This is a genomic window from Pectobacterium versatile, from assembly GCF_003932035.1.
In the GTDB taxonomy this organism is placed as follows: domain Bacteria; phylum Pseudomonadota; class Gammaproteobacteria; order Enterobacterales; family Enterobacteriaceae; genus Pectobacterium; species Pectobacterium versatile.
Genome location: NZ_CP034276.1, coordinates 4,581,897 through 4,595,542, shown reverse-complemented (window position 1 = coordinate 4,595,542; position 13,646 = coordinate 4,581,897). Strand labels below are relative to the sequence as shown.

General features: G+C 54.1%; 11 protein-coding genes. 8 read left to right on the top strand and 3 right to left on the bottom strand.

Going from position 1 to position 13,646, the window contains the following annotated elements; genetic code table 11:
* The first annotated feature begins 131 nt into the window (after window positions 1–131).
* Both recQ and rhtC read left to right on the top strand, forming a co-directional pair.
* Complete coding sequence (gene recQ / locus EIP93_RS20805; RefSeq protein WP_103942894.1) at window positions 132–1,961, top strand: ATP-dependent DNA helicase RecQ; 1,830 nt, start codon at window positions 132–134, stop codon at window positions 1,959–1,961.
* Between the two features lie 43 nt (window positions 1,962–2,004).
* The gene (gene rhtC, locus EIP93_RS20800; protein ID WP_039486730.1) at window positions 2,005–2,628 is read left to right on the top strand and encodes a threonine export protein RhtC; all 624 of its coding nucleotides are present in this window, start codon (window positions 2,005–2,007) and stop codon (window positions 2,626–2,628) included.
* A gap of 60 nt (window positions 2,629–2,688) precedes the next feature.
* Here the strand turns inward: rhtC and rhtB are convergent, their stop codons facing one another.
* A complete protein-coding gene (gene rhtB, locus EIP93_RS20795) occupies window positions 2,689–3,309 on the bottom strand; it encodes a homoserine/homoserine lactone efflux protein (RefSeq protein WP_102116914.1) in 621 nt (206 codons plus the stop codon).
* A gap of 130 nt (window positions 3,310–3,439) precedes the next feature.
* On the opposite strand from rhtB, the gene pldB reads away from it, so the two are divergent.
* Together pldB and yigL are read left to right on the top strand one after the other, a co-directional pair.
* Complete coding sequence (pldB, locus tag EIP93_RS20790; protein WP_125233211.1) at window positions 3,440–4,477, top strand: lysophospholipase L2; 1,038 nt, start codon at window positions 3,440–3,442, stop codon at window positions 4,475–4,477.
* A 103-nt stretch (window positions 4,478–4,580) separates the two neighbouring features.
* Window positions 4,581–5,381, top strand: coding sequence for a sugar/pyridoxal phosphate phosphatase YigL (gene yigL / locus EIP93_RS20785; protein ID WP_039486735.1), 801 nt, complete (start codon window positions 4,581–4,583; stop codon window positions 5,379–5,381).
* 86 nt (window positions 5,382–5,467) lie between these two features.
* On the opposite strand, the gene glpT is transcribed toward yigL, so the two are convergent.
* Entirely contained in the window at window positions 5,468–6,817 is a 1,350-nt protein-coding gene (gene glpT, locus EIP93_RS20780) for a glycerol-3-phosphate transporter (RefSeq protein ID WP_103862690.1), read from the bottom strand.
* A 314-nt stretch (window positions 6,818–7,131) separates the two neighbouring features.
* Between glpT and glpA the strand changes: the two genes are divergently transcribed.
* Genes glpA through glpC form a run of 3 tightly spaced genes read left to right on the top strand, consistent with a single transcriptional unit; the run spans window position 7,132 to window position 11,259 of the window.
* On the top strand, window positions 7,132–8,799 hold the full coding sequence (gene glpA / locus EIP93_RS20775; RefSeq protein WP_103862689.1) for an anaerobic glycerol-3-phosphate dehydrogenase subunit A: 1,668 nt from the start codon (window positions 7,132–7,134) through the stop codon (window positions 8,797–8,799).
* Window positions 8,789–10,051 carry a glycerol-3-phosphate dehydrogenase subunit GlpB gene (gene glpB, locus EIP93_RS20770; RefSeq protein ID WP_039535030.1) on the top strand — a complete coding sequence of 421 codons (1,263 nt, stop codon included), beginning with the start codon at window positions 8,789–8,791 and terminating at the stop codon, window positions 10,049–10,051. Before glpA ends, glpB begins: the two co-directional genes overlap by 11 nt.
* Entirely contained in the window at window positions 10,048–11,259 is a 1,212-nt protein-coding gene (gene glpC / locus EIP93_RS20765) for an anaerobic glycerol-3-phosphate dehydrogenase subunit GlpC (RefSeq protein WP_103971696.1), read from the top strand. Before glpB ends, glpC begins: the two co-directional genes overlap by 4 nt.
* A gap of 403 nt (window positions 11,260–11,662) precedes the next feature.
* On the opposite strand, the gene bla is transcribed toward glpC, so the two are convergent.
* Window positions 11,663–12,517, bottom strand: coding sequence for a class A beta-lactamase (gene bla, locus EIP93_RS20760; RefSeq protein WP_219606877.1), 855 nt, complete (start codon window positions 12,515–12,517; stop codon window positions 11,663–11,665).
* 331 nt (window positions 12,518–12,848) lie between these two features.
* On the opposite strand from bla, the gene EIP93_RS20755 reads away from it, so the two are divergent.
* Window positions 12,849–13,544 (top strand): pirin family protein, encoded by a 696-nt coding sequence (locus EIP93_RS20755; protein ID WP_103862685.1) that lies wholly within the window; start codon window positions 12,849–12,851, stop codon window positions 13,542–13,544.
* Window positions 13,545–13,646 lie beyond the last annotated feature (102 nt).

Below are 13,646 nucleotides of genomic sequence, written 5' to 3'. Positions count from 1 at the left end.
ATCGTGTTTCAGAGACTGGTGTTTTAACGATTGTCGTTTTAACCCTTGTCGTTTTACCAAACTAACGATTGCAGTTTTACCCGACGGCGCTGAAAATAGCGCCTGTTTGATTTCATTGAATTGGGGAAGGCGTGTCTACGGCGGAAGTATTGAATAAGGAAGCGCTGGCGGTTCAGGTTCTGCGGGACACGTTCGGCTACCAGCAATTCCGACCGGGTCAGCAGGAAATTATCAGCGCGACGCTCAGTGGGCAGGACTGTCTGGTTATCATGCCGACAGGCGGCGGCAAATCGCTGTGCTATCAAATCCCCGCGCTAGTGATGGACGGGCTGACGCTGGTAGTGTCTCCGTTGATTTCACTGATGAAAGATCAGGTTGATCAGCTTCAGGCCTATGGCGTCTCTGCCGCTTGCCTTAATTCGACGCAGACGCGCGAGCAGCAGCTTGAGGTGATGGCAGGCTGTCGTACCGGTCATATCAAGCTGCTTTATATTGCGCCGGAACGTCTGACGACGGACAGCTTCCTCGATCATCTTGCCCATTGGCAGATTTCCCTGATCGCGGTGGATGAAGCGCACTGCATTTCTCAATGGGGACACGATTTCCGCCCTGAATACCGGGCGCTGGGGCAGATTAAACAGCGCTTCCCTCATCTTCCTTTTATTGCGCTGACCGCTACCGCCGACGAGGCCACGCGTAACGATATCGTTCGCCTGTTGGATCTCCAGTCGCCGCTGATTCAGATCAGCAGCTTTGACCGCCCGAATATTCGCTACACGCTGGTGGAGAAGTTCAAGCCGCTCGACCAGCTCTGGATGTTCGTGCAGGCGCAGCGTGGAAAAAGTGGCATCATCTACTGCAATAGCCGTTCCCGCGTGGAGGACATTAGCGCGCGTTTGCAGGCGCGTGGGCTGAGCGCAGGGGCTTATCACGCTGGATTGGATAACGAACGACGTGCGCAGGTGCAGGAAGCGTTCCTGCGCGACGATCTTCAGGTGGTGGTAGCGACCGTCGCCTTTGGTATGGGTATCAACAAGCCTAACGTGCGGTTTGTGGTGCACTTTGATATTCCGCGCAACATCGAATCCTACTATCAGGAAACGGGGCGTGCTGGGCGTGACGGCCTCGCCGCCGAAGCTGCGCTGTTCTACGACCCGGCGGATATGGCGTGGCTGCGCCGCTGTCTGGAAGAAAAACCGGCTGGGCCGCAGTTGGATATCGAGCGTCATAAGCTCAATGCGATGGGCGCATTTGCCGAAGCGCAAACCTGCCGCCGTCTGGTGCTGCTGAACTATTTCGGTGAAGGACGCCAAGAGGCCTGCGGCAACTGCGATATTTGTCTCGATCCGCCGAAGCGCTATGACGGTCTGGTAGAAGCGCAAAAGGCGCTCTCCTGCGTATACCGCGTTGGGCAGCGCTTTGGTTTAGGGTATATCGTTGAGGTGCTGCGCGGGGCGAATAACCAGCGTATCCGTGACTTCGGCCATGACAAACTGCCGGTTTACGGTATTGGTAAAGAGAAATCGCAGGAGCATTGGGTTAGCGTGCTGCGCCAGCTGATTCATCTGGGCTTGCTGAACCAGAACATCACAATGCATTCTGCGGTACAGCTTACCGAATCTGCGCGTCCGGTATTGCGGGGTGAAATGCCGCTACAGCTGGCCGTGCCGCGTGTGATTAACCTGAAACCACGCGCCAATCAAAAATCGTACGGTGGAAATTACGACCGCAAGCTGTTCGCCAAATTGCGCAAACTGCGTAAATCTATCGCGGATGAAGACAATATTCCGCCTTACGTGGTGTTCAGCGATGCCACGCTGCTGGAGATGGCCGAAATGATGCCGATCACCGCGGGTGAACTGCTGAATATCAACGGGGTTGGACACCGTAAACTCGAACGTTTTGGTGCGCCTTTCATGAACATGATTCGCGATCATGTCGATAATAATGATGATGAGTGATGCTCGTCTTGTCTGACTGCACTTAAAAAACAGGAAAACCAACATGCTGATGCTATTTATGACAGTGGCGCTGGTGCATTTCATTGCGCTGATGAGCCCGGGGCCGGATTTCTTTTTCGTTTCACAAACGGCGGCTAGCCGTTCCCGCCGTGAAGCGATGATGGGCGTGTTAGGTATTTCTCTGGGCGTTATGGTTTGGGCGGCTATCGCGTTGCTGGGGCTGCATCTGCTGTTGCAAAAAATGGCATGGCTGCATACGGCAGTTACCGTCGGTGGCGGGCTGTACCTGTGCTGGATGGGCTGGCAGATGCTGTGCTCTGCGCGAAATAAAGCACAGTTAGAAACCACGCAGGAAACGGCGGTGGTACTGCCTCAGCGTGGTAAAACTTTCATGCGTGGGTTATTGACGAATCTGGCTAATCCGAAGGCGCTGATCTATTTCGGCAGCGTATTCTCGCTGTTTGTCGGCGACAGCGTCGGCAGCGGTGCGCGTTGGGGCTTGTTCGCGCTGATCTCGATTGAAACGCTGATCTGGTTCAGCCTGGTCGCGATGGTTTTTGCCCTACCGGCAATGCGTCGTGGCTATCAGCGTCTGGCGAAATGGGTGGATGGCGTGGCGGGCGTGCTGTTTACCGGGTTCGGCCTGCACCTGATTTTCTCTCGCTAACCTTTCCCTCTGAATGATAGATAGGCGTGCGCCGCTAGCCGATACGGCGCACTGCCTTAATCAGGCCTTTCTCGCGGTGGCAAGTAACGCGCCGACCAGCACGAACAGCGAGCCAAATATCCGGTTGAGCGTCTTCATCTGCCGTGGGCCTTTCAGCCATCCGGCGATACGCGTGGCCAGCGTGGCGTAGCCAATCATTACGATGATATCGACCACAATGGTGGTGACGCCCAACACCAGATACTGTGCGGCCTGCGGCTGGTGGGGAATAATGAACTGTGGGAACAGCGCCGCCAGAAACACGATGCTTTTCGGGTTGGTCAGATTTACCAGCACCGCACGTTTAAAGAGTCTACGACGCGGCATGGCGCTGGCGATCGCCTGAAGGTCAAGTGCGCCTGCGGCGCGCCATTGCTGAATTCCCAGCCAAATCAGATACGCCGCGCCCAGCCATTTCAGTACATCGAAAGCCAGTACAGATTGGTTAAGCAACGCGCCTAACCCAATGCCGACCAGCACGATATGAATCGCCAGCCCGACCTGTAAACCACAGATCGAGGCCGCCGCGCCGCGATAGCCGTGGCTAATTCCGGTGCTCATGGTGTTGATGGCACCAGAACCGGGCGACAGGCTGAGAATAAGCGTTGTGAGTAAGTAGGTTAACCACCAGTCTAATGTCATGAAGCATGCCCCTGAATCGCGTTCTGTATTACGAGAGTCTGTCTGTTTTTTATGTCACAATACGCTTGTGCTCCACTGCTTGTCATGTTCTTCCGCTAGCTTTGTTTTCCCGCGTCACCGGAGAGGTGTGATGATTCAACGCCACAATACGTTGTTTACGTCGGAACGGTTAACGCCTGAAGGGTTAACCTCGAACCTGTTAACGCGAGAAGCGCAGTTTGCCGCTTTTGCTACCGGAGAATTACTGGATTTCTGGCGTCAGCGCGAAGAGGGCGAATTCTCTGGCGTAGACGATGTGCCGATCCGATTCGTTCGCTTTACCGCGCCGCAGCACGACAAAATTGTCGTTGTCTTTTCAGGTCGTATCGAAAGCTATGTCAAATATAGCGAAGTGGCTTACGACCTCTTTCATAGCGGCTATGATGTGCTCATCATGGATCACCGTGGGCAAGGGCGGTCGGGGCGAGTATTGCAAGACGGCCACCGTGGACATGTGCTGCGCTTTAGTGACTATGTCGATGATGCCGAAACGCTGTGTCAGCAGCATATTGGCCCGAAACACTATACCCGCCGGTTTGCCTTAGCGCATTCAATGGGGGGCGCGATTCTGGCACAGCTTTTGATTCGCCAACCTGAAACGTTTGATGCCGTGGCGCTGTGTGCGCCGATGTTTGGTATTCGTTTGCCGCTTCCTCACTGCGTTGCGGGTTGGATCGTCGATTGGGCGGAGCGTCGCCCGGCGATACGCGATTACTACGCCATCGGCACTGGGCAATGGCGTCCTTTGCCTTACCGGATGAATGTGCTGACGCACAGCCGTGAACGCTACCAGCGCGGTATTCGCTTTTATGCGGATTCACCGGATTTACGCATCGGCGGCCCCACCTATCATTGGGTGCGAGAGGCGATACAGGCGGGGAAACAGCTACTGGCTCAGGCCAGCGCCGTCACCACGCCGCTTCTGCTGTTACAGGCGGGAGAAGAGCGCGTGGTGGATAACCGCAGCCAGAATGCGTTTTGTCAGGCACTGGTACAAAGCGATAACGCCAATTCAAACGGCGTTTTGCAGGTTATCCACGGTGCACGGCATGAAATTCTCTTTGAAACGGATAACCTCCGCGCTCAGGCATTTGCGCTGATTCTGGCGCACTTTGCGCGTTATCATTAATTTTAGACTGTTGGCAGGTCGTTCAACGGATGTTGCCAGCAACCTCGTTAATTTTTTTGCGGCGCGTGCCGCCACAACACACCAGAAGTGAGATCTCATCGCTATGTACCATGTCGTTGCTTCCGATTTAGATGGCACACTGCTGTCACCTGACCACTCGCTGTCCCCGTATGCGAAAGAAACCCTCAGGCTGCTGACGGAAAAAGGGATTCACTTTGTGTTCGCTACCGGACGGCATCACATGGATGTCGCGCAGATCCGCGACAACCTCGGTATCAACGCGTTTATGATTACCTCGAATGGTGCACGCGTGCACAACTCGCAGGGCGAGCTGATTTTCAGCCACAATCTGGATCAGGACATCGCCCGCGACCTTTACAGCGTTGTACACAATAACCCCGATATGCTGACGCACGTTTACCGCGATGATGAGTGGTTTATGAACCGTCCGCGTGCAGAAGAAGAGCGTTTCTTCAAAGAGTCGATCTTTAAATACAAGCTGTTCGAGCCTGCACTGCTCGAAACCGATGGCGTCAGCAAGGTGTTCTTTACCTGTGATTCCCATGAACAACTGTTACCGCTGGAAGAAGCGCTCAACGCGCGCTGGGGCGACCGCGTCAACGTGAGTTTCTCGACGCTTACCTGTCTGGAAGTGATGGCGGGCGGCGTGTCTAAAGGCCATGCGCTGGAGCAGGTGGCGAAGATTATCGGCTTCTCGCTCAAAGAGTGCGTGGCGTTTGGTGATGGCATGAACGACTACGAAATGCTGTCGATGGCCGGAAAAGGCTGCGTGATGCAGAACGCGCATCAGCGCCTGAAAGATATGCTGCCAGATCGCGAAGTGATTGGCTCTAACGCGGACAGCGCCGTGCCGAATTACCTGCGTGAACTGTTTCTGAAGTAATCAGCGCTGAGGTTGTGCTGTGATTTATGGCACAAACGAAGGCGGCGTCATCAGGACGCCGCCAGAGGGATGCTTACAAGAGCGGGTTAGGCGCGATTGGCTAACTCTGCTTTATGCTTTTTCTCATTCAGCATAACAACAACCAGCAGAAGTACAGCCAGAATGCTGCCACCGATCATGACCATGAAGCCGCCGTCCCAACCGAAGAAGTCAACGGTGTAGCCGACGATGGCGCTAGCGGCAACAGAACCGCCGAGGTAGCCGAACAGGCCGGTGAAGCCAGCTGCTGTACCCGCTGCTTTTTTCGGTGCCAGTTCCAGTGCATGCAGACCAATCAGCATGACCGGGCCGTAAATCAGGAAGCCGATGACGATCATACAGGCCATGTCCACACCCGGGTTACCGGCTGGGTTCATCCAGTAAACGATAGTTGCTATTGTCACCAGCGTCATGAAGAACACGCCTGTTGCACCACGGTTACCTTTGAAGACCTTGTCGGACATCCAGCCGCACAGCAGTGTGCCCGGAATACCTGCATATTCGTAGAAGAAATAGGCCCAGGAAGACTTATCCAGTGCGAAGTGTTTAACTTCCTTCAGGTAGGTCGGTGACCAGTCGAGGATACCGTAACGCAGCAGGTAAACGAAGACGTTGGCGATCGCGATGTACCACAGCAGTTTGTTGGGGAAAACGTACTGCATGAAGATCTGCTTAGCCGTCAGTTCTTCTTCCGCTTTTTCATTGTAATCAACCGGATAATCGTTTTTGTACTCTTCAATCGGTGGCAGACCACAGGATTGCGGCGTGTCACGCATCAGTGCAAAAGCGATCATGGCAATCAAAATGGCGGCGAAGGCCGGCATATAGAGTGCAGCTTTCCAGTCGTTGAACCAGGCCATACCCAGCAGGAACAGCAGAGGAGGAATACCACCGCCGACGTTGTGAGCACAGTTCCATACGGACACGATGCCACCACGTTCTTTCTGCGACCACCAGTGAACCATCGTACGTCCGCACGGCGGCCAACCCATACCCTGGAACCACCCGCACAGGAACAGCAGGACGAACATAATCGCAATGCTGGACGTTGCCCACGGCACGAAGCCCATGAACAGCATGACTGCACCTGACAGAATCAGACCCGCAGGCAGGAACACGCGCGGGTTAGAGCGGTCGGATATCGACCCCATGATGAATTTGGAAAAACCGTAGGCAATAGAGATACCCGATAGCGCAAAACCGAGGTCACCGCGTGAGAAGCCCTGGTCAATCAGATAAGGCATGGCGAGTGCGAAGTTTTTACGCACCAGATAGTAGGCGGCGTAGCCAAAAAAGATCCCCATGAAAATCTGCCAGCGCAGGCGGCGATAGAGCGGATCAACGTGTTCTTGCGACACGCGCGGCTGGTGGGCTGCGGGCCTAAAAATACTCAGCATAGATATCTCCAATGCGAAAAAAAACGATAGCTTTTTTGTTCTATTACGAACGTTATTGTAAGGGGATAGCGTGCAAATGAGTGTGATTCATGACGCTAATGTTACACTTTTATGAAACTGTGACGATTTTTGCGCTCATGTTAACAGAATAGGAAAATTCCACAGTGTGGTTTTAGTGACCTAAATCACACTTATTGTTTTTAAATCCCACTTTATTTTCGTTTAGTGTTCGCTTTTGCTCTTTATCAAACATTAACCCTTCTTTCTGTGTCCCAATAGCAACATGTATACCCTCCGCCTGAAGTGAGAGCAGAATGAAAAACATGGGGAACTGGCGTGAAACTGACGTGGTTGTCATCGGCGGTGGTGCGACGGGTGCGGGTACAGCACGAGACTGTGCTCTGCGCGGACTGCGCTGCCTGCTGCTTGAACGTTATGACATTGCAACCGGGGCGACCGGGCGTAATCACGGCTTATTACACAGCGGCGCCCGCTATGCGGTAACCGATGGCGAGTCTGCCCGCGAATGTATTGAAGAAAACCAGATTCTCCGGCGGATTGCTCGCCACTGTATTGAGCCTACCGACGGTCTGTTTATCACCTTGCCCGAAGACGATCTCGGCTGGCAGGCGCAGTTTATTACCGCCTGCCAGCAGGCTGGGATTCACGCTCAGGCGTTGGATCCGCAGGAAGCGCTACGGCTGGAACCGGCGGCAAACCCGGCGCTGATTGGCGCGGTGCGTGTGCCGGATGGCTCCGTCGATCCCTTTCGCCTGACGGCGGCCAACATGATTGATGCCTGCGAACACGGCGCGGAAGTGCTGACCTATCATGAGGTCATCGGGCTGATTCGTCAGGGCGACCGTATTACCGGTGTGCGCGTTTTCGACCATAAAAAAGGTGTAGAAACAGAAATCTATGCACAGGTGGTGGTCAATGCGGGCGGTATTTGGGGGCAACACATTGCGGAATATGCCGATCTGCGCGTGCGCATGTTCCCGGCAAAAGGCGCGCTACTGATTCTTGGACACCGCATCAACAACATGGTGATCAACCGCTGCCGTAAGCCGGCGGATGCCGACATTTTGGTGCCGGGCGATACCATTTCGCTGATTGGCACCACCTCGACCCACATCGATTACGATCAAATCGACAACATGCTGGTGACGCCTGCCGAGGTGGAAACGCTGATGCGGGAAGGCTCAATGCTGGCACCGACGTTGGCGAGTACGCGCATTCTACGCGCCTATGCGGGCGTCCGACCGTTGGTTGCCAGCGATAGCGACCCCAGCGGACGTAGCGTGAGCCGTGGCATTGTGCTGCTCGACCATGCTGTTCGCGACGGACTGGAAGGATTTATTACCATCACCGGCGGCAAGCTGATGACCTACCGCCTGATGGCGGAATGGGTGACTGACGCCATCTGCAAAAAGCTGGGTCATGACGTAGCCTGCTCGACGGCACAGACACCGCTGCCCGGTTCTGAATCGCTGGAGGAAGTGAAATCTGCCCCTCACGCCCTATCTGCTTATCCTGTGGCAAAACCGTTATCTGCACCGCTGCGCGGTTCGGCGATTTATCGCCACGGTGAACGTGCCGGGCGAATGTTGTCCGGTGAGCGTCTGGATCGCAGCTTAGTGTGTGAATGTGAGGCGGTGACGGCGGGGGAAGTGCGCTACGCCGTGGAGTCGTTGCAGGTGAATAACCTGATTGATTTACGTCGGCGCACCCGCGTGGGTATGGGCACCTGTCAGGGCGAACTGTGTGCCTGCCGTGCGGCGGGTCTGCTGTGCCGTCTGGGTACTGCGACGCCGGAGCAGTCGCTCACGCAGCTCAGCCAGTTTTTGAACGAACGCTGGAAAGGGATTCGCCCGATTGCGTGGGGCAATGCGCTGCGCGAAAGCGAGTTTACCAGTTGGATTTATCAGGGATTGTGCGGCCTGACGGCCAGCGACAGTCAGGAGGATCGTCATGCGCTATGACGTTGTGATTATCGGTGGCGGGCTGGCGGGATTGACCTGCGGCATTCGCTTAGCGGAGCAGGGAAAACGCTGTGCGATTGTCAGCGCGGGGCAGAATGCGCTGCATTTTTCTTCCGGTGCGCTGGATTTACTTTCCCATCTCCCTGACGGACAGCCCGTGAGCCAGCCGCTCGATGCGCTGGATGAGTTGGCGCGTCAGGCTCCTCATCATCCTTATTCCCGTATGGGTGCGACGGCAGTGGCGGCCCTGTTGCCACAAGTTGAGGCGCTGCTGGAACGCAGCAATATCACCCTGCAAGGCAGTCATCACCAGAACCACTGGCGCATGACGCCGTTAGGTAAGTTTCGTTCATGCTGGCTGAGCCCAGTCGATGGCGTAACGCGTGGTCTGCCGGATGCCCACTTTGGCGACAATCCGCTGATTGCGGGTATCGAAGGCTTTCTGGATTTTCAGTCCCGTATTGTGGCCGGCACGCTTCAGGCGCAGGGTATTGCGGCACGCAGTGATGAACTCAAGCTGCCCGTACTGGATCGGCTACGCCAGAACCCCAGCGAATTCCGCGCGGTAAATATCGCCCGCGTGCTGGATCGGCCGGAAAACCGCTCGGCGCTGGTGGAAGAGCTATCGCTTCTGGCTAACGGTAACGATGCCATCATCATGCCTGCGTGTCTGGGATTGGACAGCCCTGAAATCATCAATGAACTCGCTGGTGCGTTAGGGAAACCGGTACTGCTGCTACCGACATTACCGCCATCAGTACTCGGCTTACGCCTGCATCAGGCGCTGTCGCAGCGCTTTCGCCAACTGGGTGGCATGGTGATGCCGGGCGATCGCGCGGTGCGCGCCTCGCTGTCGCCGCAGGAGATTGCAATCCATAGCCACCACCACCGTGATATTCCGCTGCGGGCGAAGCATGCGGTGCTGGCGAGCGGCAGCTTCTTCAGTAACGGGTTGGTGACGCAGTTCGATCGAGTGACCGAACCGGTCTTTGGGCTGGACGTGCGGTTTGCCGATCAGCGCGAGGGCTGGAGCCAGCAGGATGTGTTTGCGCCGCAGCCTTATCTGCAATTTGGTGCGATTGTCGATGAACATCTGCATCCTCGCATTGAGGGCGAAACGGTCAATAATCTGTACGCGATTGGTGCGGTGCTGGAAGGCTTCGACCCCATTGTGCAGGGATGTGGAGCGGGGGTTTCCTTGCTCAGCGCCCTTCATGTTGCCGAACAGATTTTGAAGGAGGGCAACCCATGAGCCTGCTTAGCGATAACAGTTTTGAAGATTGCATCAAGTGTACGGTCTGTACCACGTACTGTCCGGTGTCGCGCGTGAACCCGCTTTATCCCGGTCCGAAACAGGCTGGCCCGGACGGCGAACGCCTGCGGCGTAAAGATCCGGCGCTGTATGATGATGCGCTGAAATACTGCACCAACTGCAAACGCTGTGAAGTCGCATGTCCGTCGGATGTCAAAATTGGCGATATTATTCAGCGTGCGAAAGCCACGCACAGCAGTCACAAACCGACATTGCGTGATGCGATTCTGAGTCATACCGACTTCATGGGGTCAATTGCTACACCGTTTGCGCCTCTGGTGAATACGGCGACTAGCCTGAAACCGGTACGCCAACTGCTGGATAAGGCGTTGAAAATCGATCATCGTCGCCAGTTGCCGAAATACTCGTTCGGCACCTTCCGGCGCTGGTATCGCCAACAGGCGGCAAAACAGCAGGCCTATGATGAGCAGATCGCTTACTTCCACGGCTGCTATGTGAACTACAACCATCCACAGCTAGGTAAAGATCTGGTTCAGGTCTTTAACGCGATGGGTATTGGCGTCCAGTTGCTGAATAAAGAGAAGTGCTGCGGCGTGCCGCTGATCGCCAATGGTTTTCACGACAAGGCCAGAAAGCAGGCGCACGCGAATATCAAATCGCTGAATGAGGCGATTAATCAGAAATCCCTGCCAGTGGTCGCGACGTCATCCAGCTGTACGTTCACGCTGCGGGACGAGTATCCACATCTGCTGGGCGTGGATAACGGTCACGTGCGCGATGGCGTCGAACTGGTGACACGTCAGCTCTACCGTCTGCTGGAAGAAGAAGGGCGAACGCTGCCGCTGGGTAAATTGCCGCTGCGGGTGGCGTATCACACGCCTTGCCATCTGGAACGAATGGGCTGGACGGCGTATACCCTGGCGCTGCTGCAACGCATTCCCGGTCTTGAGCTGGTGATGTTGGATTCCCAGTGCTGCGGCATTGCGGGTACCTACGGCTTCAAGAAAGAGAATTACGCCACGTCGCAAGGTATTGGTGCACCGCTGTTTCAGCAGATTGAAGAGAGCGGAGTTGATATCGTGGTGACGGACTGCGAAACCTGTAAATGGCAGATTGAGATGTCGACCAGCAAAAAGTGTGAACACCCGATCACCCTGCTGGCAAGGGCATTGGCGCAGCCAGAGTAGCAAACAAAAGGGGAGTAAAACGGGTTGTTCCGCAGTCCGTATTGAGAATAAGAATTTATCGCAAAAAGCACTTTACAAGTGCGAATGATAATGATTATTATTGCTGTGCGTTCCGGGGAACGATGTCATGCGCCTGTGTTAGTTATTGATGGTGTTCACGACGATCCGGCTTCCCTGTGAAGGCACGACATTGCTCACATTGCTTCCAGTATTATTTAGCCAGCTCGGGTGCTGGCTTTTTTTTTGCCTAATGACAAAGAAGGCGTGGTGGTTGCGCTGCAACGCTATGTTATGGCCAACAAGAGTGCATGTTGATGGTTTTCCCGCTCATCACGACTTCTTGCAAAAACGCCCACGTTTATCCGAACGATGGGGCATTGGAAGCAGAACCCAGCGTTGATTGTTACCAGTGCTTAATCAGTGAAGTCCCTATCTCTGCGATCTGCTTATTTCGTTCCTCTATGGTGGCCTGACTCCCCGTTAAGTAGATAATTACTATACGGGAAGGTTTACCATCTGGTCCCAGTGCAGCGATGATTCCGCGAGAACCACGTTCACCCGCGCCAGATTTATCCGCAATAAACCAGCCTGCCGGAAGTGCCGAACGCAAAAGTGGTCCTGCGACTTTATCCGCCTCCATCCAGTCCATTAATTGCTGCTGAGAGGCGACAGTAAGTATCTTTCCAGTTAATAGCTTATGCAGTGTTTCTGCCATCGCTTTAGGCGTCGTTGTGTCACGTTCGTCACCCAGTAAGGCTTCATTCAACGCTGTTTCCCAGCGGTCGAGACGAGTAACATGATCACCTGTCTTGCGCAAAAAAATGGTTAACTCCTGCGGTCCCCCGATGGTTGACAGAAGTAAATTAGCCGCGGTGTTATCACTCATGGTGATAGCCGCATCGCACAATTCTCCAACGGTCATACCATCCGTAAGATGCTTTTCAGTGACAGGCGAATATGTAACGAGGTCACTTTGATGGAAGTGTATGCGACGATCGAGCTGTTCTTTCCCAGAGTCAACACGTGATAATACCGCACTACATAGCAGCACTTTAAAAGTACTCATCATTGGAAAACGTTCTTCGGGGCGATAACCTTCCAAGATCATTCCGTTGGTGAGATCCAACTCAGTGTAACCCACCCGTGCCTTAAGCTTATTTTCAGCATCTTTTACGGTATTCAGCGTGTCGGGATGGGCAAACGCTGGCAAACAAAATGCAGCGAAGAAAGGAATAAGCGCTATACGGAAATGTTGCATATTAATACTTTCCCTTGGATTTTAGTTTTTGGGGTGAAAGACAAATCGAATGGAAGCGTAGAGAACGTTCGGTGTTCGGTATCACGTTATTCAGACACCCGTCAAAATAAATGGCTAACGGCGACAATGTCAAATTTCAGGTCTGGGTGGGTATTGTCCATTTTTCCTGTGCGTTCATGTGGTCTCAGGCTGACACGCGATGAATTTTTTGCCTTCCTTTTTTGCCCTTCATCCTGTTCTGATTTTTCGAACAGAGCGATGAGTTTTTTGCGCTATCTTATTTACCACCGCCCGTTACACTTTCCTTATCAAAAACGCGGGAGGAAATAACATGATCTATTTACGTCAAGCGCAAGATCGCGGACATGCGAATCACGGCTGGCTCGACAGCTGGCACACATTCTCATTCGCCGATTATTACGATCCTGATTTCATGGGATTTTCGGCACTGCGCGTCATTAATGAAGACTATATCGAAGGCGGTCAGGGTTTTGGTACGCATCCACACAAAGATATGGAAATTCTGACCTATGTGTTGTCTGGTGCGGTTGAACATCAGGACAGCATGGGAAATAAAGAGCAGGTGCCAGCGGGCGAATTCCAGATTATGAGCGCGGGAACGGGTATTCGTCATTCTGAATACAATGCCAGCAAGGACGAGCAACTGCACCTGTATCAAATCTGGATTATCCCGGAAAAAACCGGTCTGACGCCGCGCTACGAGCAGAAGCGTTTTGATGTGCTGCAAGGGCGTCAACTGGTGCTGTCTCCGGATGCGCGTGAAGGCTCGCTGAAGGTCTTTCAGGACATGACACTGTGGCGTTGGGCGCTGAAAGCACAGGAGCAAACGGTGTATCAGATTCAGGCTGACCGTCGCGTCTGGGTTCAGGTGGTGCGCGGTACGGTAGAGATTAACGGCCAGAAGGCAGAAACCAGCGATGCCTTCGCGATCTGGGACGAAACGGCGATCTCCGTACACGCCAGCGAGGACAGCGAAATCCTGCTGTTTGATCTGCCGCCGGTATAATGACGAGTGAGAAAAATGAAGAAGCCCGCGTAGGAAAAGACGCGGGCTTTTTATTTGTCACTGCCTGACGTCATCATTCAGATTCTGCCCCTTTGCCTTTAC